Source organism: Allobosea sp. GW822-FHT05A11 (genome assembly GCF_058800455.1).
The window spans coordinates 1,016,582-1,035,664 of sequence record NZ_JBXAMI010000001.1 but is presented as its reverse complement, the minus strand read 5'-3'; the positions used below and the strand labels follow the sequence as shown (position 1 = coordinate 1,035,664).

The 19,083-nt window shown below is 66.5% G+C and carries 22 protein-coding genes; 5 read left to right on the top strand and 17 right to left on the bottom strand.

What is annotated here, in order from left to right; translation table 11 throughout:
• Positions 1-63: 63 nt before the first annotated feature.
• The 4 genes from AC1RLU_RS05060 to AC1RLU_RS05045 all read right to left on the bottom strand — a co-directional run bounded on the left by AC1RLU_RS05060 (position 64) and on the right by AC1RLU_RS05045 (position 3,360).
• The gene (locus AC1RLU_RS05060) at positions 64-1,095 is read right to left on the bottom strand and encodes an ABC transporter substrate-binding protein (protein WP_492794203.1); all 1,032 of its coding nucleotides are present in this window, start codon (positions 1,093-1,095) and stop codon (positions 64-66) included.
• A 95-nt stretch (positions 1,096-1,190) separates the two neighbouring features.
• On the bottom strand, positions 1,191-1,682 hold the full coding sequence (locus tag AC1RLU_RS05055; RefSeq protein WP_492794201.1) for a hypothetical protein: 492 nt from the start codon (positions 1,680-1,682) through the stop codon (positions 1,191-1,193).
• A gap of 11 nt (positions 1,683-1,693) precedes the next feature.
• Positions 1,694-2,485 (bottom strand): ABC transporter permease, encoded by a 792-nt coding sequence (locus AC1RLU_RS05050; RefSeq protein ID WP_091856486.1) that lies wholly within the window; start codon positions 2,483-2,485, stop codon positions 1,694-1,696.
• On the bottom strand, positions 2,482-3,360 hold the full coding sequence (locus AC1RLU_RS05045; RefSeq protein WP_492794200.1) for an ABC transporter ATP-binding protein: 879 nt from the start codon (positions 3,358-3,360) through the stop codon (positions 2,482-2,484). Before AC1RLU_RS05045 ends, AC1RLU_RS05050 begins: the two co-directional genes overlap by 4 nt.
• A gap of 186 nt (positions 3,361-3,546) precedes the next feature.
• Here AC1RLU_RS05045 and AC1RLU_RS05040 point away from each other — a divergent pair, with 186 nt between their 5' ends.
• Positions 3,547-4,071, top strand: a complete 525-nt coding sequence (locus AC1RLU_RS05040; RefSeq protein WP_210244326.1) for a DedA family protein — start codon at positions 3,547-3,549, stop codon at positions 4,069-4,071.
• 209 nt (positions 4,072-4,280) lie between these two features.
• Positions 4,281-4,649, top strand: a complete 369-nt coding sequence (locus AC1RLU_RS05035) for a ComEA family DNA-binding protein (RefSeq protein WP_061966830.1) — start codon at positions 4,281-4,283, stop codon at positions 4,647-4,649.
• Between the two features lie 221 nt (positions 4,650-4,870).
• Here the strand turns inward: AC1RLU_RS05035 and AC1RLU_RS05030 are convergent, their stop codons facing one another.
• From AC1RLU_RS05030 to AC1RLU_RS05020, 3 genes are all read right to left on the bottom strand, one after another.
• Complete coding sequence (locus AC1RLU_RS05030; protein WP_061966829.1) at positions 4,871-5,101, bottom strand: hypothetical protein; 231 nt, start codon at positions 5,099-5,101, stop codon at positions 4,871-4,873.
• Positions 5,102-5,343: 242 nt separating this feature from the next.
• Positions 5,344-6,363: a ketol-acid reductoisomerase gene (ilvC, locus tag AC1RLU_RS05025; RefSeq protein WP_061966828.1), complete on the bottom strand. Its 1,020-nt coding sequence runs from the start codon at positions 6,361-6,363 to the stop codon at positions 5,344-5,346.
• Between the two features lie 14 nt (positions 6,364-6,377).
• Positions 6,378-7,043: a TetR/AcrR family transcriptional regulator C-terminal domain-containing protein gene (locus AC1RLU_RS05020; protein WP_492794197.1), complete on the bottom strand. Its 666-nt coding sequence runs from the start codon at positions 7,041-7,043 to the stop codon at positions 6,378-6,380.
• A 143-nt stretch (positions 7,044-7,186) separates the two neighbouring features.
• Between AC1RLU_RS05020 and AC1RLU_RS05015 the strand changes: the two genes are divergently transcribed.
• Positions 7,187-7,732, top strand: coding sequence for a DUF924 family protein (locus tag AC1RLU_RS05015; RefSeq protein ID WP_492794196.1), 546 nt, complete (start codon positions 7,187-7,189; stop codon positions 7,730-7,732).
• Between the two features lie 3 nt (positions 7,733-7,735).
• Here AC1RLU_RS05015 and AC1RLU_RS05010 read toward each other — a convergent pair whose 3' ends face one another.
• The 6 genes from AC1RLU_RS05010 to AC1RLU_RS04985 form a co-directional block, all read right to left on the bottom strand.
• On the bottom strand, positions 7,736-7,951 hold the full coding sequence (locus tag AC1RLU_RS05010; RefSeq protein WP_061966825.1) for a hypothetical protein: 216 nt from the start codon (positions 7,949-7,951) through the stop codon (positions 7,736-7,738).
• Positions 7,948-9,201, bottom strand: a complete 1,254-nt coding sequence (locus AC1RLU_RS05005; protein WP_492794195.1) for an FAD-dependent oxidoreductase — start codon at positions 9,199-9,201, stop codon at positions 7,948-7,950. The genes AC1RLU_RS05010 and AC1RLU_RS05005 overlap by 4 nt, the downstream gene beginning before the upstream one ends.
• 16 nt (positions 9,202-9,217) lie before the next feature.
• Positions 9,218-9,760, bottom strand: coding sequence for an acetolactate synthase small subunit (ilvN, locus tag AC1RLU_RS05000; protein WP_492794194.1), 543 nt, complete (start codon positions 9,758-9,760; stop codon positions 9,218-9,220).
• A gap of 57 nt (positions 9,761-9,817) precedes the next feature.
• Positions 9,818-10,495, bottom strand: coding sequence for a glutathione S-transferase family protein (locus AC1RLU_RS04995; protein ID WP_492794192.1), 678 nt, complete (start codon positions 10,493-10,495; stop codon positions 9,818-9,820).
• Positions 10,492-11,202, bottom strand: coding sequence for an aspartate/glutamate racemase family protein (locus tag AC1RLU_RS04990; RefSeq protein WP_492794191.1), 711 nt, complete (start codon positions 11,200-11,202; stop codon positions 10,492-10,494). Before AC1RLU_RS04990 ends, AC1RLU_RS04995 begins: the two co-directional genes overlap by 4 nt.
• A gap of 124 nt (positions 11,203-11,326) precedes the next feature.
• The gene (locus tag AC1RLU_RS04985) at positions 11,327-13,090 is read right to left on the bottom strand and encodes an acetolactate synthase 3 large subunit (protein WP_113586765.1); all 1,764 of its coding nucleotides are present in this window, start codon (positions 13,088-13,090) and stop codon (positions 11,327-11,329) included.
• A 327-nt stretch (positions 13,091-13,417) separates the two neighbouring features.
• Between AC1RLU_RS04985 and AC1RLU_RS04980 the strand changes: the two genes are divergently transcribed.
• Positions 13,418-14,881 carry a GGDEF domain-containing protein gene (locus tag AC1RLU_RS04980; protein WP_492794190.1) on the top strand — a complete coding sequence of 488 codons (1,464 nt, stop codon included), beginning with the start codon at positions 13,418-13,420 and terminating at the stop codon, positions 14,879-14,881.
• A 3-nt stretch (positions 14,882-14,884) separates the two neighbouring features.
• On the opposite strand, the gene miaA is transcribed toward AC1RLU_RS04980, so the two are convergent.
• Positions 14,885-15,811 carry a tRNA (adenosine(37)-N6)-dimethylallyltransferase MiaA gene (miaA, locus tag AC1RLU_RS04975; RefSeq protein ID WP_492794188.1) on the bottom strand — a complete coding sequence of 309 codons (927 nt, stop codon included), beginning with the start codon at positions 15,809-15,811 and terminating at the stop codon, positions 14,885-14,887.
• A gap of 12 nt (positions 15,812-15,823) precedes the next feature.
• On the opposite strand from miaA, the gene serB reads away from it, so the two are divergent.
• Positions 15,824-16,711 (top strand): phosphoserine phosphatase SerB, encoded by an 888-nt coding sequence (serB, locus tag AC1RLU_RS04970; RefSeq protein ID WP_492794186.1) that lies wholly within the window; start codon positions 15,824-15,826, stop codon positions 16,709-16,711.
• On the opposite strand, the gene AC1RLU_RS04965 is transcribed toward serB, so the two are convergent.
• From AC1RLU_RS04965 to AC1RLU_RS04955, 3 genes are all read right to left on the bottom strand, one after another.
• A complete protein-coding gene (locus AC1RLU_RS04965) occupies positions 16,712-17,053 on the bottom strand; it encodes a DHCW motif cupin fold protein (RefSeq protein WP_492794185.1) in 342 nt (113 codons plus the stop codon).
• A gap of 147 nt (positions 17,054-17,200) precedes the next feature.
• Entirely contained in the window at positions 17,201-18,718 is a 1,518-nt protein-coding gene (locus tag AC1RLU_RS04960; RefSeq protein WP_492794183.1) for a DegQ family serine endoprotease, read from the bottom strand.
• Between the two features lie 160 nt (positions 18,719-18,878).
• Positions 18,879-19,070 (bottom strand): DUF2065 domain-containing protein, encoded by a 192-nt coding sequence (locus AC1RLU_RS04955; RefSeq protein ID WP_492794181.1) that lies wholly within the window; start codon positions 19,068-19,070, stop codon positions 18,879-18,881.
• Positions 19,071-19,083 lie beyond the last annotated feature (13 nt).

Genomic DNA, 19,083 nt, shown 5'->3' with positions numbered 1-19,083 from the left:
AGCATGCACGGAACGCGGAGCGGGCGCGACGTCAAAAGACAGGCGCCGCGCCCGTATCCACGATCACGAGCCGGAGGCCGCCTTCTTGGCGAAGCTGTCGATGAAGGTCTTCGTCAGGTCGACATTCGAGTTGGTCAGTTCGGGGTCGAGCAGCTTGAGCGAGTCGTACATGCTCTTCATCGCGTCAGGCGTCGCGATGCCGGTGCGCGAATAGCTTTCCTGCGAGTTCTTGACCGCGCGGATATAGAGCGCCTTGTCGCCGAGCAGATACTCCTCCGGCACCAGCGCCGCGACATCCTCGGGCTTCGCCGTCTCCAGCCATTTCAGCGACTTCATCAGGGCGTTGACCAGCTTCTGGGTCGTGACCGGGTTCTTCTCGGCGAAGTCGTTCTTGAGGTAGAGCACCGCCGCCGGGTTCGAGCCGCCGAACAGCGCCTTGGTGCCGGCCTCGGTACGGGTGTCGATCAGCGAGACGATATCGCCATCGGCCTCCAGCTTCGAGGTGACGGGATCGAGATGCGAGATCACGTCGACCTGCTTCTGCTTGATCGCCGCGACCGCGCTGGCACCGGCGCCGACGCCGATGATCGGGGCATCGGTCGCCTTCAGGCCCGCCTTGACCATGGCGTATTGCGCCGTCAGCGCCGTCGAGGAGCCCGGCGCGGTGACGCCGATCTTGAGGCCCTTGAAGTCGGCCGCCGACTTCACCTTGTCGGCGAGGTCCTTGCGCACGGCGATGGTGATCGCCGGGAAGCGCCCGAGCTCGATCACGGCGCGGATGTCCTGACCCTTCGCCTGCATGCGGATGGTGTGCTCATAGGCACCCGTCACGACATCGACCGAACCGCCGACCAGCGCCTGCAGCGATTTCGCACCGCCGCCGAAATCGTTGATCTCGACATCGAGGCCCTGGTCCTTGAAATAGCCCTTCCTCTCCGCGACCGTCAGCGGGAGATAGTAGAGGAGCTGCTTGCCGCCGACGCCGAGCGTGAGCTTCGGCTTCTCGGCATTCTGGGCGAGCACGGCATGCGGCGCAGCGCCGAGAGCGGTGGAAAGAGCGAGCACGGCCAATGCGCCGCGGCGGGTAAACTTCATGGCGAAACCTCCGGTCGAATGAAGAAGGCGCTTCTCGATGGCGCACTCGCCGTAACGATAGGCGAGATCATTTGTCCACGGCAAGCGAGCGAAATCTAACGGGGATTGCACAATTGGCGGAAGCGCGAGACATGGCGCTCAACCTGCGCGAGGTCGAAGGAGGCGGTGAACTTGCGTTTGACCGCGAACGCCATCGACTTGCCGGCGAGCAACTGCCGGAAGAGCCCGATCGCCTTGCTCCCGCCCAGCGTCAGGTAGTCGTCGCGGCTGTCCATGTGCTGGACGATGTCCTCGGCCCCGTCGCGCGAGATCGTAACGTCCTCGCCCTCGACCGCCCAGACGGCGCCCACTCCGAAATCGAGCGCGACGCCATAAGTCGACATGTCGTCGACGCGGCAGGAGATTACAACCATCACGTCGCGGCCGCCGCTCGCCTTGCTGGTCAGCACGAGGCGGTTGCGCTTGGCGTTGGCGCGCCCGTCGGAATTGACTTGGAGCATCGCCTCCGTCCGCGCCTGCGCCGGAAGCGCCGCGCAGCACAGGCCGGCCACCACCGCGGAGGACAGGAGCAGCGCCGGAATCCGCATCGCCCCCTCCTTCATGTCGTCGTGGTCGCACTCTGGCCGGGTCGCCAGACCAGCAATCGCTTCTCGACCAGCGTCACCAGCGCATCGATCGCGATGACGAAGATCGTCAGGATCAGCATGCCCGAAAAGACGCCGGTGACGTCGAACACGCTCTCGGCCTCGTGGATCTTGTAGCCCAGCCCCGCCGACGAACCGAGATATTCGCCGACCACTGCACCAACCAGCGCGAAACCGACGGAGGTGTGCAGCGACGAGAACATCCAGGTCAGCGCGGACGGCCAGTAGACATGCTTGAAGAGCTGGCGCTCGTTCATGCCGAGCATGCGGGCATTGGCCAGGATCGTCGGCGAGACCTCGCGCACGCCCTGATAGACGTTGAAGAACACGATGAAGAAGACGAGCGTGAAGCCGAGCGCGACCTTCGACCAGATGCCCAGGCCGAACCAGAGCGCAAAGATCGGCGCCAGCACGACGCGCGGCAGGGCGTTCGCCGCCTTGATATAGGGGTCGAACACCGCCGAGAGCAGCTCGCGCCGGGCGAAGGCGAAGCCGAACAGGATGCCGGCGAGCGAGCCGATGACGAAGGCCAGCACCGTCTCGGTCAGCGTGATGCCGAGATGCCAGTAGATGTCTGCGCTGGTGAGCTGCTTGAAGGTGCGCGTCAGCACCGCGACCGGCGTCGAGAAGAAGAACTGGATCGTCTTCACGTCGCCGAACAGGCTCGTCGTCGTCGCGACATGCCAGATCGCCAGGAAGGCAACCATCACCAGAATCTGGAGGAAGAGGAGCTTCACCCGCTTCATGATGCGTCTCCTCCGACGAGTTCGCGGCCCTCGCCCATCGCATAGGCCTTCTGCACCTCGACGCGCAGCGAGGACCAGATGTCGCGATGGATCTCGTGGAAGGCCTTCTCCAGCCGGATATCGGCAATGTCGCGCGGGCGCGGCAGGTCGACCTTGTAATCGGCGACGATCCCCGCCGCAGGCCCCGCCGACATCACCACGACCCGGTCGGAGAGCGCGATCGCCTCTTCGAGGTCATGGGTCACGAACATCAGTGCCTTGCGGTCGCGCGACCACAGGTCGAGCAGGAGATTGCCCATGATCTGCCGGGTCTGCGCGTCGAGCGGCCCGAAGGGCTCGTCCATCAGCAGGATCTCGGGATTGCGGATCAGCATCTGCGCGAGGCTGACGCGCTTGCGCTGCCCGCCCGAGAGCATGTGCGGATAGCGGTCGACGAAGGTCCTCAAACCCACGCGGCCGAGCCATTCGCGGGCGCGCTGGTCAGCCTCCTGATTCGACACGCCCATCGGCTCCAGCGCGACCTTGACGTTGTCCAGCGCCGTCTTCCACGGCATCAGCGCATCCTGCTGGAAGAGATAGCCGGCGCGCCGGTTCAGGCCGGACAAGGACTTGCCGAAGATCCCGACCGAGCCGGCCGAGGGCGAGAGCAGCCCCGCCGCCGCATTCAGCAGCGTGGACTTGCCGCAACCGGTCGGCCCGACGATCGAGACGAACTCGCCGGGATGAACCTTGAGATCGATGCCCTTCACTGCTTGGTAGCGACCGCCATCGGCGAGATGGAAGGTGATGTCGACGCCGCCGAGCTTGACCGCCGGATCGCCCGACGGACCCGGCCCTGCTCCCGCACCCTGGTGCGGGCGATCCTGCAACTCCATGAAATCCGTTTCCCCGTCAGGCGCCGTCTTGTGCCGGGCCGCCAGCTTTTCCGCGTTGCCGGAATTAATAGGCGATCGTCCGGGGAAGGCAACGATGCCCCTGCGGCGGCCCGTCGCTTGCATCGTACCAGTGACCCAGCCATATGGCGTGACCGACCCGACCCCGCAGGAGCCGAGCCGAACGCCATGGCCGAACTTGAGCAAGCCATGAAGGCGCTCGTCGACTTCATGCAGGCCCATCAGCAATGGGCCGTCCCGATCGTCTTCGCCGTCGCCTTTGCCGAATGCGTCGCGATTCTGTCCTGGCTGGTGCCGGCCACGGTGTTCTTCACCACCTTCGGTGCCGTCGCAGGCGCCTCCGGTCTCAATCTCGTGCCGTTGGCGCTGGCAGCCTCGCTCGGCGCGGGCAGCGGTTTCTGGGTGTCCTACTGGGCCGGGCTCCTGCTCGGACCGCGCGTCCATGACTACTGGCCGTTCAGGAAGAACCCGCAACTGCTCGATCGTGGCCATGCCTTCTTCGAGAAATGGGGCATCGCCAGCATCCTGATCGGCCATTTCTTCGGGCCGTTGCGCGCCGTGATCGCCATCGTCGCCGGCATCGTCGCGATGCCGTCCTGGCAGTTCCAGCTCGCCAACTGGCTGGCCTCCTTCGCCTGGGGTTTCGGCCTGCTCTACGGCGTCGGGCGCCTCAGCGAATTCCTGGCCCGCTGAGGCCGCCGGAAACCTGACTGCCCGGTGAACGCGCCATTCGGCGACCGTTCAAGCCGAAAGGCGCTTCTTCACGTCGTCGCATCGCGGCACGCCACCGTGGCGAGCCCGGCGCGACACGCTGAACGGCCTCGTGCCGCCAGCGTCGTCCGGCGGAGGGACCCGGCCCCCGGCGGATGCGATGATCCGGGCCGACCCGCGAGGTCCCAGTCATGACGATGTCCCGCTTCCTGATCCCCCTCGTCGCGCTTGCCGCCATGGGCGGCCAGGCCTTCGCCCAGACCGCGACGCCAGCGACCCCCGCCAAGCCCGCTGCGCCTGTCACCGCGCCGGCTGCGCCTGCGATGAAGCCCGCAGCCCCGGCTGCTGCCCAGCCCGCAGCGACCCAGGCCAAGAAGATCAACATCAACACTGCGACCGCTGCCGAGCTCGACACGCTCAAGGGCATCGGCGAGGCCCGTTCCAAGAAGATCATCGAGGAGCGCGGCAAGGCGAAGTTCAAGGATTTCGCCGATCTGGTGAAGCGCGGCACTCTGCCCGCCAATGTCGAGGCCGAGATCAAGGACAAGATCACCTTCTGATCGGCCCCCAGATGCAAAAAGCCTCCGGCGCCAGGCGCCGGAGGCTTCATTCCTTTCGGGTCTCTCGAAGCGGTGGGTCAGGCGAGACCGAGGATCACCGCGAGCATCATCGCCAGCGACAGCGCCATCACAACGCGGATCGCCACGGGCGTTTCAAGAATGCGTAAGAGTTCCATCACTGCCTCCCCTGCATCGGGCAAACACGAACGGTTTCGCAAAACTCAGTAGACCAGCTTCTCCACGGCGAACCACGCGATCGTCACGAGCACGAGCCCACCAACCAGCACCATCAGGACCGGGCGGCCGAGAAAGCCCTGCCGCGCCTCGATCGGTGTCTCCACAGCCGGGTCCGCATCGCTGTGATCGTCGGCGCGCATCGGCGGAATCGGATCGCCGCCGCGGGCCTTGTCCAGATCCTCGACCGGCACTCTGGGTCGGGTATCGACCGTCATGACCGTCTCCTTGAGGTCTCGCAGGCCCGATGGGCCATGCACCGCAAGGAAAACGCTCCAGCACCGGTACGGTTCCTGCCAGCGCTTCAAAGAAAGCGGGCGGCGGCCTCCCGGCCGCCGCCCGCAAACAGAAAACCGTTTGATATCAGTCGACTGCAAGGCGGTCCGGAATCAGATTCGGAGCCCCTTGAATCAATCTTGGAAGCCCGCACCGACGATCGCCGGCGCGGGCGGCCACCAGCTCAGTTCTTGGTCTTGTCGACCAGGGCCTTGGCCTTGATCCAGGGCATCATGTCGCGGAGCTTGGCGCCGACTTCCTCGATCGGGTGGGCGGCGTAGCGAGCGCGGGTCGCCTTGAACGAGGTCTGGTTGACCTTGTTCTCGAGCATCCAGTCGCGGGTGAACTTGCCCGACTGGATGTCGGTGAGGACGCGCTTCATCTCGGCCTTGGTCTCGGCGGTGATGATGCGCGGGCCGGTGACGTACTCGCCGTACTCGGCGGTGTTCGAGATCGAGTAGTTCATGTTGGCGATGCCGCCTTCGTAGATCAGGTCCACGATCAGCTTCACCTCGTGGAGGCACTCGAAATAGGCCATCTCGGGGGCATAGCCGGCCTCGGTCAGCGTCTCGTAGCCGGCCTTGATCAGCTCGACCAAGCCGCCGCAGAGCACGACCTGCTCGCCGAAGAGGTCGGTCTCGCACTCTTCCTTGAAGGTGGTCTCGATGATGCCGGCGCGACCGCCGCCATTGGCCGAGGCGTAGGACAGGCCGAGATCATGGGCGTTGCCGGTCGCGTCCTGATGGATCGCGATCAGGGTCGGCACGCCGCCGCCGCGCTGATACTCGGAGCGCACCGTGTGGCCGGGGCCCTTCGGGGCGACCATCAGCACGTCGAGGTCCTTGCGGGGCTCGATCAGGTTGAAATGGACGTTGAGGCCATGCGCGAACAGGAGGGCAGCGCCTTCCTTCATGTTGGCATGCAGCTCGTCGCGATAGATGTCGCCCTGCAGCTCGTCCGGGGTCAGCATCATCATGATGTCCGAGACCTTGGCGGCCTCCGACGGGGTCATGACCTTGAAGCCGGCCTCTTCGGCCTTCTTGCGCGTGGCCGAGCCGGCCTTGAGCGCGATGATGATCTCCTTGACGCCGGAATCGCGCAGGTTGAGCGCGTGCGCATGGCCCTGCGAGCCGTAGCCCACGATGCAGACCTTCTTGCCCTTGATCAGGTTGATGTCGGCATCACGATCGTAATAAACGCGCATGGGTATCTCCTTTGTCACGCGTTGGACTTGTCCCGGCCCGAGGCATGTCGCCCCGCGCCGTAGAGGGTGAGAAACTGCTCGGTCGCCCGCTCGGCATCAGCGGCGATCTCGGCCCGGCTCAGCGTCAGCGTATCGCCGAGCAGGAGCCGGATCTGGACGTCGCGGCCGGCAAGGCCGAAGAAGGTGCGGAAAGCCGTCTCTGTATCGTCGAAGGCGAGCAGCCCCGCGTCGCGGCCGGCATCGAGCACCGGCTTCAGGCGCTCGCCGATAGCGAAGCGGCCATTGGCCAGCACGATCGAGCCGAGATTGCCGTCGCGCGAAGCCGCCTGGCTGATGCCGATGCGATTGAGCGCGATCGAGGTCGGCGAGGTGATGACCTCCAGCCAGTTCGCGGCGAAACCCTTCAGGCTCTCGCGCAGCGCGCCGGCATCGAACGACTGGCGCTCGTAATTGCCCGCCCGGACCTTCGAGGCCTGCCATTGCACGGTGGCGGTCAGGAGCCCGTCGCGGTCGCCGAACCATTTGTAGAGGGTTTCCTTGGAGCAGCTCGCCCGGCGCGCCACAGCCGTCATGGTGAGGCCGCTGCCCTTCTCGACCATCAGGCTCAGCACGGCATCGAGCACGGCTTGCTGGCGCGCTGTCAGCGCCTCGCCTTGTGTCTCTGCGGCAGTTCGCGTCATGGGGCGGGAACGATCCAGTACCGTACGTTACGGTTCAGGCATCTATCGCAGGGACGGGCAGCCCGCAAGCGTTATTCACGACTGGCGCATGGCCGAAGAAGAATTATCTCTCGGCAAACCCTACCCGAGGAACGGAGCTCTCCATGACCCTGCCCAGCGCCCATGACATCGTCGCCTTCTGGCGCGAGGCCGGCCCCGAAAAATGGTTCCTCAAGGATGAGGCCTTCGACGCCGAGATCACCCGGCGCTTTCTGCCCGCTCATGAAGCCGCCGCCGCAGGCAAGCTCGCCGATTGGGAGGAAACAGCCGAAGGCGTTTATGCGCTCCTGATCCTGCTCGACCAGTTCCCGCGCAACATGTTCCGCGGCAGCCCGCGCGCCTTCGCCACCGATGCGCAAGCGGTCGAGGTCGCTGAGCGCGCAATCGCCCGCGGCTTCGACGAGGCCTACCAGCCGCCGGAGAAGCGCTTCTTCTACATGCCCTTCATGCATTCCGAAGGACTGGAAGATCAGGAGCGCTGCATCGAACTCTGCGCCGCCGCCGATGATGCCGAGGGCGTGAAATTTGCCGAGATCCACCGCGACATCATCCGCGATTTCGGCCGTTTCCCGCATCGCAACCCCGTGCTCGGCCGCGAGACCACGGCGCAGGAGCGCGTGTTCCTCGACGAAGGCGGTTTCAGCGGCTGAGGCTCAGCCGGCCTGCTGGCTGGCGATGCGCTGCAGGAAGATCGCCGCGATCGTCAGCAGGAAACCGGTCCACCAGAGCGGCGAGCGCAGGCTCTTGCCGCTGCCGAGCGGCTCGGCTTGCCCCTTGCCGGAGAGGCGCATCATGATCGGCCAGGCGAAGCAGCCGAAGCCGGCGATGCCGAGGAGAAGCGCGATCTGTTCGAGGCTCGGTGTCGTCATGCCCTTACGCTCGCCAGAGTGGGATTTGCCGGGAAGGCCGGCCCCAGCTTCAGGGCCCGCAGGGGATCGCCATACAGCCCCGCGACGAGCAGGGCCAGTTGCCTGTCGATGCCCGACAGGCGCGCCAGCGGCGGCACGAGCCGGTCGCGGAGCAGCGGCAGCAGGACGCTGTCCGACTGGTAGAACGGCGTGAACAGGCGGCTCGCAGCCTGGTAGAGCCGGACATGGAAACGCCGCAGCCGCGCATAACGCTCGAGCGCCCCAGCGATATCCGCAGCCTCGTTCACGGCGTTCGCAAGCGCATAGGCATCGAGCAAACCCATATTGGCGCCCTGTCCAAGCTGCGGGCTGGTCGAATGGGCGGAATCGCCGATGAAGGCGAGGCCATGCCCGGCTGGGACCGGCAAGGTATGATGCCGGTAGGACGCCAGCAGCAATTGCTCGGCAGACGTGATCGCCTCCAGCATCGGCGCCGTCTCTGGCCAATACCGGAGCACATCGGCCTTCCAGGCATCGAGACCGCGCGCCTGCCATTGCGCGTGATCGGCAGGCTTCAGGCTCCAGAAGAAGGAGGCGAGTAACGTCTTGTCGTCGGGCCGCCGGCCGATCGGCAGCACGCCGACCATCACGCTGGCGCGGCGATAGCGCTGCTCCAGTGCATGCGGATCGAAGCCCGCCGCCAGCGGCGCATTGGCCCAGACCGCGCCATAGGTCAGCGGACGCTGCCGCACCGGCCGCAAGGCCCGGCCGAGCAACGGCGACCGCGCACCCAACGCATCGATGGCGAGATCGAACGGCCCGAGCCTTCCGCCAGTATCCAGAACAAGCGAAACCTGCCCGCCGCTGCCAGTCTCAATGTCGGTAACTTCGCAGCCAGTCTCGACCGCGATGCCGCGTGCCGTCACCGCATCGAACAAGGTCTCGAACAGGCTACCGCGATGGATGCCGAGGCCGAAAGCATCGGCTCCGAGTGCCGCATAGCGCACGTCGAGCACGACAGAGCCTGTAATCGCGCCCAATCCATAGAGCCGGTCGAGCCTGCTGCCGCGTGCGATCAGCGCCTCGGCAAGGCCGAGCTCGCGCAGGACGGCGAGCCCTGTCGGCTGGAGGATGAGGCCGGAGCCGAGCGGCTGCGGCGTCGCGAAGCGCTCGACCAGCGTGACGCGATGCCCGGCGCGCTCCAGCAGGAGCGCAGCCGCAAGCCCTGCCGGCCCGCAGCCGGCCACTGCGATTTCGTAGCAGCGCGTCACCGGCAAGAGCCGGTGGTCACATCGAGTCCGGGCCGCGGCTCATCGCGGCGATGCCGGTGCGCGAGACCTCGGTCAACCCCACCGCGGTCATCGTCTTGATGAAGCGTTCGATCTCCTCGGTCGCGCCGGTCAGTTCGAAGACGAAAGAGGTCAGCGAGGCATCGAGCACGCGCGCGCCGAAGGCCGAAGCGAGGCGCATCGCCTCGACGCGGTGATCGCCCTTGCCGACGACCTTGATCAGCGCCAGTTCGCGCTCGATCGCTTCGCCCTGCTCGGTCAGGTCGACGACGCGATGCACCGGCACCAGCCGGTCGAGATGCGCCTTGATCTGGTCGATGACATTGGCCGTGCCCGAGGTCACCACCGTGATGCGCGAGAGATGCTTCTCATGCTCGGTCTCGGAGACGGTGAGGCTTTCGATATTGTAGCCACGGCCCGAGAACAGCCCGGCGATGCGGGCAAGAACGCCCGGTTCGTTGTCGACGATCACCGCCAGGGTGTGGCGCGCGACCGGCTGGGCCTTGGGAGCATTCGGGTAATGGGTAGCGGGCTTCGACATGGCGGACCTGTGAGGCGGGTTGGAGCGGATGAAATCGAGGAGATCAGATAGCTGGGCTCAACGGAGATTGACGAGGGCGGGTTCGTCGACCTCGTCCTGCGCGACGACCCAGGGCTCTACCAGCGCGGCGGCGAGCCATTCGCGATAGGCGGGCAGCGCGAGGATCGCCCGCATATACTCCTGCGAGACCGTATCGACGGCGATGCCATAGGTATCGAGCCGCGTGACGACCGGTGCGAACATCGCATCGGCTGCCGAGAAGGCGCCGTAGAGGAAAGGCCCGCCGGCGCCGAAGCGCTCGCGCGCCTGCCGCCACAGGTCGGTGAGGCGCTCGACATCGCGGGCGACGCCGGGGCCGCGATCGCGCGCGGCGAAGCGCTTGCCGAGATTCATCGGGCAGGCGCCGCGCAAAGCCGTGAAGCCCGCATGCATCTCGCTGGAGATCGCGCGCGCATGGGCACGGGCTGCCTTGTCGCGCGGCCAGATGCCGGCCTGCGGCTGCGTGTCATGCAGATATTCGCAGATCGCCAACGTCTCCCAGACAGCGATCTCGCCATCGATCAGAGTCGGCACGGTGCCGCCGCTGCCAGGCGCGGCCGCGAAGATCGCCTCCTTGAAGCCGGGCTCGTCGAGCAGCACGAGTTGCTCGGTGAAGGCGATGCCGCTTGCACGCATCAGAAGCCAGGCCCTGAGCGACCAGGACGAATAGCACTTGTTGCCGATCAGAAGCTTCATGCCGCGGCAACCTCCCATTCGTCGACGAAATCCAGCGCCGCCGCAACGTGCAAAGCCGTGGTGTCGAACACCGGCACCGAAACATCGCCCTGCGAGAGCAGGAGGCCGATCTCGGTGCAGCCGAGGATGACGCCGTCGGCGCCGTCCTCCCTGGCCGCGCGCGCGACGATAGCGCGGTAGCGCTCGCGCGAGTCGGGCTCGATCCGCCCTCGGCAAAGCTCCTCATAGATGATCCGATGAACCTCATCCCGCTCCTGGGGCTGCGGCACCAGCGCCTCGACGCCGAAGGCCTTCAGCCGGTCGCGATAGAAGCCCTGCTCCATGGTGAAGCGCGTCGCCAGCAAGAGCGGCCGGCGCGAAGGCGAGGCCAGCACCGCCCGCGCCGTGACATCGGCCAGGTGCAGGAAAGGCAGCTTGGTCGCGGCGATGATCTGGTCAGCCACCTTGTGCATCGTGTTGGTGCAGAGGACGAGGCAGGAGGCCCCGCCCTGTTCGAGGCGGCGCGCGCTCGCAGCCAGCGCCGCGCCAGCTGCCGCCCAGTCGCCCTTCGCCTGCATCTCCGCGATGGGGGCGAAATCGACCGAATGCATGAGCACGTCGGCCGAATGCAGCCCGCCCGAACGGGCGCGCACGCCCTCGTTGAGGAGCCGGTAATAGACCGCGGTCGACTCCCAGCTCATCCCGCCGATCAGACCGATGGTAGCCATGGTGTTCCTCACCTTGCTCTGTCGTCATTGCGAGGAGCGTCAGCGACGAAGCAATCCAGGGGGACCTAGAGCGCTGCCGCCCCTGGATTGCTTCGCTACGCTCGCAATGACGGGAAGGTCCCGATCAGACGAGCTGCTTGCCCTTGGCGTCGATGATCTCGCCGGTATCACCCTCGAAATCAGGCAGGATCATCTCGTTATGGGCCTTGCCCGACGGGATCATCGGGAAGCAGTTCTCTTCCTTGGCGACGAGGCAGTCGAAGATCACCGGGCCGGGCGTCTCGATCATCTCCATGATCGCGTCGTCGAGCTTGGCCGGGTCGGAGCAGCGGATGCCGTGGCCGCCATAGGCCTCGGCCAGCTTCACGAAGTCCGGCAGGGACTGCGAATAGCTCTCGGAATAGCGCCCGCCATGCAGCAGCTCCTGCCACTGGCGCACCATGCCCATGTACTCGTTGTTGAGGATGAAGATCTTCACCGGCAGCCGGTACTGCACCGCCGTCGACATCTCCTGCATGTTCATCAGGATCGAGGCCTCGCCGGCGACGTCGATGACCAGCGCCTTGGGGTGCTTCATCTGCACGCCGATGGCTGCCGGCAGGCCGTAACCCATCGTGCCGAGGCCGCCCGAGGTCATCCAGCGGTTCGGCTCCTGGAAGTGCAGGTACTGCGCCGCCCACATCTGGTGCTGGCCGACCTCGGTCGTGATGTAGGTGTCGCGATCCTTGGTCAGCTCGTAGAGGCGCTCCAGCGCATATTGCGGCTTGATGATCGTGTCCGAGCGCTTGTAGGCGAGGCTCTTGCGGCCGCGCCAGCCCTCGATCTGCGTCCACCAAGCGGCGAGCGCGGTCTTGTCGGCCTGCGCGCCGGTCTCGCGCCAGATCCGGACCATATCCTCGAGCACATGGGCGCAATCGCCGACGATGCCGATATCGACCTTGACCGTCTTGTTGATCGAGGACGGGTCGATGTCGATATGGATCTTCTTCGAGCGCGGCGAGAAGCCGTCGATGCGCCCGGTGATGCGGTCGTCGAAGCGCGCGCCGATATTGATCATGACGTCGCAGTCATGCATCGCGAGGTTCGCTTCGTAGGTGCCGTGCATGCCGAGCATGCCGAGCCACTGCTTATCGGCCGCCGGGAAGGCGCCCAGCCCCATCAGCGTCGAGGTGACCGGGAAACCGGTCAGTCGCGCCAGCTCCCGCAGCAGCGCCGAGGCGTGGGGGCCGGCATTGATCACGCCGCCACCGGTATAGAAGACCGGCCGCTTGGCGCCGGCGATCAGCTCGACCGCGGCCTTGATCTTGTTCAGGTCGCCCTTGACCACCGGGCGGTAGGTCTTGTGCTGGTTGTCGCGCGGGCGGCTATAGGTGCCGGACGCGAACTGGATGTCCTTCGGGATGTCGATCACGACCGGGCCCGGGCGGCCGTTGGCGGCGACGTAGAACGCCTCGTGCAGGATGCGCGGCAGGTCGTGGATGCTCTTCACCAGGTAGTTGTGCTTGGTGCAGGAGCGGGTGATGCCGACCGTGTCGCATTCCTGGAAGGCGTCGGAGCCGATCAGATGCGTCGGGACCTGGCCGGTGATGACGACGAGCGGGATCGAGTCGAGCAGCGCGTCGGTCAGGCCGGTGACGGCGTTGGTCGCGCCGGGGCCGGAGGTGACGAGCACGCAGCCGACCTTGCCCGGGCCGGAGCGGGCATAGCCCTCGGCGGCGTGAACCGCACCCTGCTCGTGGCGGACGAGCACGTGCTTGACCTTGTCCTGCTGGAAGATGGCGTCGTAGATCGGAAGTACGGCGCCGCCCGGATAACCGAACAGGTGCTCGACACCTTGATCCTGAAGCGCGCGGACGACCATCTCGGCGCCGGTCATCATCTCGCTCATTACGCTCTCCTGCGGCTGGTCTTCTGGTCTGTCTGGAATGCGGGCAATAAAAAAGGCCCTCGGAGGGGCCTGGGCGTGCGCTGGCGTTGGGGACGCCCGGTTCGAAAACCGGCCCCTACCAGCGCACCTCTACGAGAATAAGCTTGCGCATCGCGCTCGTGATCCTTGACGAAAGTTGCCGAACGCTAGCGGAGCACGCGCGGCCGGTCAAGCATCAACAACATGGTTACCGACCGGTCTGCGGCACACCGGAAAATCCGCTGCCGTGGCAGAACGATTTTTCAATGCGTTCCCCCTTAGCGTCTGCGCGCTCGAACCGGGACGGATATGTATTACGAAGTCCACACCGAGAATATCGCGGCGCGCGGACACGCGCCGGAGATCGCGCAGATCCTGCGCCGCTTCGCGCTTCATCGCCGCGACGGCTCGGCCGTGGTCTATGAAGAACTCGCACCCGCGTTGCTCCCGGATTTCGGTGAGGACCTGATGATCCTCGAGCCGACCGACGACAGCGACTATCGCTGGCTGCATTTCGGGCGCGAAATCATCCGCTATTCCGGCGCCACCCGTCTCGGGCAGCGCCTCTCGGGGATGCGCGAGCAGGTCGCCCGCTTCTCGGCCGATAGCTTCGACCAGGCCCTGGCCGAGGACCGGCCGCTCTACACCGTGCATCGCTCGACCGAGACGGTGCGCGTCGCCCTGTGGGAGCGCCTCGTCCTGCCGACAGTCACGCATGACGGGCGCCGCTTCGTCGTCGCCTTCAGCCGGCCGTTGCAGTTTCGCGAAGATTTGCTCAATGCCGTACTTGAAAGCTCGCCCAGCGGCATCGTCGCCCTGCGCGCCATCCGCGACGCGGCCGGGCAGATCGAGCAAGCCGTCGTCGTCACGGCCAACCGGCGTGCCGCCGAATTGAGCGGACGCCCCGAAACCGACCTGCTCGATACCGACGGCCGCGAGAGCCTGACCTTCCTGTCCGACCTTTCGGTCTGGCGCCGCTGTCTCTGCGCCATCGACCTGCAGCGCGCCGACACCCTGGAAACCTCCTTCACGCATGACGGCACTACGACCTGGCTCAGGGTCGCGATCGCCCCCCTGGGCGACGGGTTGCTGCTGACGCTGACCGATATCACCGACCTCACCGTCGCCAACCAGACCTTGCAGATGCGCGCCGCCACGCTGGCGCTCGAGATCGGGCGCGAACGGGCCACCCGCCGCGCCCTTTCCGAGGAGATCTGCCTGCGCGAGGAGCGTGAGGAAGAGCTCCGCCGCCTCGCCGAGACCGATCCGCTGACCGCCCTGCTCAACCGCCGCTCCTTCACCGACAAGGCGAATGCCGCCATCGCGGCGAGCGAGGCGGATGGCACCGCTCTGGCGATGATCATCGTCGATCTCGACCATTTCAAGCAGGTCAACGATACCTATGGCCACCCGGCCGGTGATGCGGTGATCCGCGCCTGCGCCGACCTCCTGCTCGGCCAGTACCGCAGCGAGCACAATCTGGTCGGCCGTTTCGGTGGCGAGGAGTTCGGCATCCTCCTGCAGGACTGCGACCTGGCCTCCGCCGCGGCGAGTGCCCGTCAGATCCAGGACGCCCTGCTCAGCCGTGCGATGCCGGTCTCCGAAACCCTGGCGCTCAAGGTGACGGCGAGCCTTGGCATCGCGGCCCGCCATCCCGGCGAAGCGCTGGCATCGCTGACGGCCCGTGCCGACCAGGCGCTCTATCGCGCCAAGAACGAGGGCCGTAACCGCCTCGGCCTCGCCGACCCGCTTCCTATCGCCGAAGCGGCCTGACCTTCAGCAGCCGAGGCGCCGGACGGCCGCCTCCAGCGCAGCCGCTGGCGCAACCGCTTCCCAGCCTTCCATCTGGTGGCGGAACCACGTCACCTGCCTTTTGGCATAGGCACGCGTATCGGCCTGGCCGCGCCGGATCGCCTCGTCCAGGGTGATCGCGCCGTCAAGATGGGCGATCAGGCCGGGCACGCCATGGGCACGCATGATCGGCAGCAGCGGGTCGAGCCCACGCTGCTTCAAGCGCGCGACCTCGTCGAGTGCACCCTCGCCCATCATCGCCTCGAAGCGCCGGTCGATCCGCTCCTTCACTGCCTCGCGGTCGGGATGCACGAAGAGCCGGAGCGTCGGCACGCCGCCCAGCGGCCCCGGTTCGCGCTCGCCCTGGAAGCTCGCCAGCGAACGCCCCGTAGCGCGAAAAACCTCCAGCGCCCGCATGATCCGCATCCGGTCGCTCGGGCGCAACCGCTCCGCCATGGCGGAGTCGCAGACCGCAAGCTCAGCATGGAGCGCGGCCGTCTCGCGCCCTTCGGCATCGGCACGGAAGGCAGCCCGGACATCCTCAGGCACGGGCGGCATCGCCGAGAAGCCTTCTGTCACGGCCTTGAAGTAGAGCCCGGTACCGCCGACCAGAATCGGCAACGAGCCATTCGCGCGCAGCTCTTCGAGCAGCGTGGCGACATCGGCGGCATAACGCATCGCCGAATAGTTCACCGCGCCATCGACATGGCCGTAGAGGCGATGCGGCACCATCGCCTCCTCCGCCGCGCTCGGCCGGGCCGAGAGAACGCGCAGATCGGCATAGACCTGCATGGAATCGGCGTTGACGACGGTGCCGCCGATGCGGCGCGCGATCTCGATCGCCAGCGCCGACTTGCCGCTCGCGGTCGGACCTGCGATGAGCACCGCGCCGAATTCCCCTGCCGCCGTCACCCGGTTCCTCACATGCTCGTCGCCACACTCGTATCCGCCCACGGCCAGGCGCTCGTCGACGACGCTCTGCTGGCCCGCCTCGCCCGCGCCCTGCCCGGCATCGACCGCACGGCTGTGCTCGACGGCGCGGTCGCTGCCGACCTCTTCGCGGAAGCCGCCGACGCGCGCAAGCTCGAAGCCGATATCCGTAACGCGCTGGAGGGCGCCGCGATCGACGTCATCGTCCAGCCGGCGGCGACGCGTCGCAAGGCACTGTTCCTCGCCGACATGGATTCGACCATGATCGGCCAGGAATGCATCGACGAGCTCGCTGCTTTCGTGGGCCTCAAGGAGCATGTCTCAGCGATCACCGAACGCGCCATGCGCGGCGAGATCGATTTCGAGCCGGCTTTGCGCGAGCGCGTCGCCCTGCTCAAGGGCGTGCCGCTTTCCGTCGTCGACGAGATCATCCGCGAGCGCATCACGTTGACGCCGGGCGGGCGGGCTCTCGTCCAGACGATGCGGGCGAATGGCGGCTACACGGCCCTCGTCTCGGGCGGCTTCACCGTGTTCACCGGGCCGATCGGCCAGACCATCGGCTTCGACGAGCACCGCTCCAACACGCTGCTCGCCAATGACGGCATCCTCAACGGCGAGGTCGCCGACCCGATCCTCGGCAAGCAGGCCAAGCTCGATGCGCTCGTCGAATTGCGCGCTCGCTTCAAACTCGCACCCGAGCAGACAATGGCCGTCGGCGACGGCGCCAATGACCTCGCCATGCTGGGCGAAGCGGGACTGGGTGCGGCCTTCCGTGCCAAGCCGGCGGTGGCCGCCGCAGCCGATGCCCGGCTCGACCATGCCGATCTCACCGCGCTGCTCTATGCCCAGGGTTATACGGGCAGCGAGATCGTCCGAGGCTGATCAGTCGACGATGAAGAGCTTCGCGCCGGTCTTGGTCGCGGAGCGATGCGCCTCGGCATTGTCCGCAACCTGATAGCTCATCCCGGCCTTGAGCGGCAGCACGCGCCCGTCGGCGAGCGTGGTCTCCATCTCGCCTTCCAGGCACAGGATGATGTGCCCCTTCGAGCACCAGTGATCGGCGACATAGCCCGGCGAATACTCGACCATCCGCACCCGGATGCGATTGTCCTCGGGGCCGAAATGCTGGACGCGCCAGGTCGCCTCGCCGCTGTCGCCGGCATGGCGTTCGATGGGAATCGTCGACCAGTCGGTGGTGACGAAGGGGATGTCGCTGATCTTCATCTCGGTCTCTCCAGGCGCCGTCGCCAAGCTCTACCCGCGTTCGGCCGGTCTGCGCCAGCGCACGCGCCTCGCCGCTGGTCTGCGGACAGGGCATGAAAAAGGGCGGCCCTGACGGACCGCCCTCACAATCTGCCGGCGCAACCGGTCTCAGTTCATCGACACCGCGACGAAGCGGACTTCGCCCTGGCCGTTCGAGACCAGCAGGAGGGCGGATTTCTTGCCCTCCTTCTTCAGCGCGTCGAGGCGCTTGGTCACGTCCTGCGGCGCGTTGACCGGTTCCTGGCCGACCTCGACGATCAATTCGCCGACAAGGATGCGCTTGTCGGCCGCATTCGAGTTGGCGTCGACCTTGGTGATGACGACGCCCTTGAGACCGTCCTTGATCGTGTAGCGCTTCCTGAGCTCGTCGGTCTGCGGCGAGAATTCGAGGCCGAGTGCGGTCGTCACGGATGGCTTGGCCGGCTCCGCCGCCGGCTTGTTCGCCGAGGCCGACTGGACCTTCTCGCCATCCTCGAGACGGCCGAGCTTGACGGTCTTGGTCTCTTCCTTGCCCTTGCGGATGATCGCGATCGGCACGTCCTTGCCGACCGGCGTCGCCGCGACGATACGCGGCAGATCGCGCGAATCCTTCACGTCCTTGCCGTCGAACTTGACGATCACGTCGCCGGTCTCGAGGCCGGCCGGCTTGGCCGGGCCTTTCTCGTCGACGCCGGCGACCAGCGCGCCCCGCGCCGTGCCGAGGCCCAGCGCCTCGGCGGTGGCGTCGTCGACCGTCTGGATACGCACGCCGAGCCAGCCGCGGCGGGTCTCGCCGAACTCCTTGAGCTGGTCGACGACATTGGTCGCCAGCGTCGAAGGCACGGCGAAGCCGATGCCGACCGAGCCGCCCGTCGGCGACAGGATCGCCGTGTTGATGCCGATCACCTCGCCGGCCATGTTGAACAGCGGGCCGCCCGAGTTGCCCTTGTTGATGGCCGCGTCGGTCTGGATATAGGTGTCGTACGGGCCCTGGCTGATGTCGCGGTTGCGGGCCGAGACGATGCCGGAGGAGACCGAGCCGCCGAGGCCGAAGGGATTGCCGATCGCCATCACGGGATCGCCGATCCGCATCTTGTCGGAATCGCCGAACTTCACCGCCGGCAGTGGCTTGTCGTGCTTCACGCGCAGCACCGCGAGGTCGACCTTGGTGTCCTTGCCGATGACCTCGGCCTTGAGCCTGAGGCCGTCGTTGAAGATCACCGTGATCTCGTTGGCGTCGCCGATGACGTGGTTGTTGGTGACCACGATGCCCGACGGATCGATGACGAAGCCCGAGCCGGCCGATTGCGAACGGCGCTGCTGCGGCGCTTGACGCTCGCCCTGCTGGTTGCGGCGGTTGAAGAATTCCTCGAACAGGTCGCCGAAGGGCGTATCGGGGCCGAGCTGCGGCAGTTGCGGCAGGTTGCGGCCCTTCTGGTCGTTGGTGGTGACGGCGGCAATGTTGACCACCGCCGGCATGACCTTGTCGACGAGATCGGCAAGCGAGGTCTGCCCCTGCAGGAGCGGCGTGTTGGCCTGCGCATGCCCCGGCGCCAGCACCGGCGAGGCCAGCAGCGCGAGGCCGGCGACGCCGGCAGCGAGAGCGATGCGGACAGGCCGGGCTGCGGAAAGGGTGTTCGATGCCATAGGGGTCCTCATGTCGGAAAGATACGGGCCGATCGATGCAGGCAGGCGCGCCCGGACCATGCGAGGCAGACGGGCGCGCCCGTTGATTGAACTCCGAAATGCGGCGGAAGGGCGACGCACGATCATGTCATTGAACACGATCCTGTGCCTGCCCCCCTTTCTACCAGATGCCGCGCGCGACCCAGACCAGGATCACGCCCAGCACCGCCGAGCCGATGCCGATGAGCCGCATCCGGTCCGGCGGGGTTTCCGCCGCGCTGCGCAGGGCATCCTTCCCCAGATGCGGGATCGCGGCGAAGAGAATGCCCTCGATAGCGAAGACCAGGCCGAGCGCCGCGACGAAATCAAGCATCCGCGTCGCTCGC

Excerpts from the sequence above, each read along its gene's own strand:
- AC1RLU_RS05045 (WP_492794200.1), bottom strand. The coding sequence starts at position 3,360 with ATGGAGTTGCAGGATCGCCCGCACCAGGGTGCGGGAGCAGGGCCGGGT.
- AC1RLU_RS05030 (WP_061966829.1), bottom strand. The coding sequence starts at position 5,101 with ATGACGGTCGATACCCGACCCAGAGTGCCGGTCGAGGATCTGGACAAG.
- AC1RLU_RS05015 (WP_492794196.1), top strand. The coding sequence starts at position 7,187 with ATGACCCTGCCCAGCGCCCATGACATCGTCGCCTTCTGGCGCGAGGCC.
- AC1RLU_RS05040 (WP_210244326.1), top strand. The coding sequence starts at position 3,547 with ATGGCCGAACTTGAGCAAGCCATGAAGGCGCTCGTCGACTTCATGCAG.
- serB (WP_492794186.1), top strand. The coding sequence starts at position 15,824 with ATGCTCGTCGCCACACTCGTATCCGCCCACGGCCAGGCGCTCGTCGAC.
- AC1RLU_RS05010 (WP_061966825.1), bottom strand. The coding sequence starts at position 7,951 with ATGACGACACCGAGCCTCGAACAGATCGCGCTTCTCCTCGGCATCGCC.
- AC1RLU_RS04960 (WP_492794183.1), bottom strand. The coding sequence starts at position 18,718 with ATGGCATCGAACACCCTTTCCGCAGCCCGGCCTGTCCGCATCGCTCTC.
- AC1RLU_RS04965 (WP_492794185.1), bottom strand. The coding sequence starts at position 17,053 with ATGAAGATCAGCGACATCCCCTTCGTCACCACCGACTGGTCGACGATT.
- AC1RLU_RS05055 (WP_492794201.1), bottom strand. The coding sequence starts at position 1,682 with ATGCGGATTCCGGCGCTGCTCCTGTCCTCCGCGGTGGTGGCCGGCCTG.
- AC1RLU_RS04980 (WP_492794190.1), top strand. The coding sequence starts at position 13,418 with ATGTATTACGAAGTCCACACCGAGAATATCGCGGCGCGCGGACACGCG.
- AC1RLU_RS04995 (WP_492794192.1), bottom strand. The coding sequence starts at position 10,495 with ATGAAGCTTCTGATCGGCAACAAGTGCTATTCGTCCTGGTCGCTCAGG.
- AC1RLU_RS05020 (WP_492794197.1), bottom strand. The coding sequence starts at position 7,043 with ATGACGCGAACTGCCGCAGAGACACAAGGCGAGGCGCTGACAGCGCGC.
- AC1RLU_RS05060 (WP_492794203.1), bottom strand. The coding sequence starts at position 1,095 with ATGAAGTTTACCCGCCGCGGCGCATTGGCCGTGCTCGCTCTTTCCACC.
- AC1RLU_RS04985 (WP_113586765.1), bottom strand. The coding sequence starts at position 13,090 with ATGAGCGAGATGATGACCGGCGCCGAGATGGTCGTCCGCGCGCTTCAG.
- AC1RLU_RS05050 (WP_091856486.1), bottom strand. The coding sequence starts at position 2,485 with ATGAAGCGGGTGAAGCTCCTCTTCCTCCAGATTCTGGTGATGGTTGCC.
- ilvN (WP_492794194.1), bottom strand. The coding sequence starts at position 9,760 with ATGTCGAAGCCCGCTACCCATTACCCGAATGCTCCCAAGGCCCAGCCG.
- AC1RLU_RS04990 (WP_492794191.1), bottom strand. The coding sequence starts at position 11,202 with ATGGCTACCATCGGTCTGATCGGCGGGATGAGCTGGGAGTCGACCGCG.
- AC1RLU_RS04955 (WP_492794181.1), bottom strand. The coding sequence starts at position 19,070 with ATGCTTGATTTCGTCGCGGCGCTCGGCCTGGTCTTCGCTATCGAGGGC.
- ilvC (WP_061966828.1), bottom strand. The coding sequence starts at position 6,363 with ATGCGCGTTTATTACGATCGTGATGCCGACATCAACCTGATCAAGGGC.
- AC1RLU_RS05035 (WP_061966830.1), top strand. The coding sequence starts at position 4,281 with ATGACGATGTCCCGCTTCCTGATCCCCCTCGTCGCGCTTGCCGCCATG.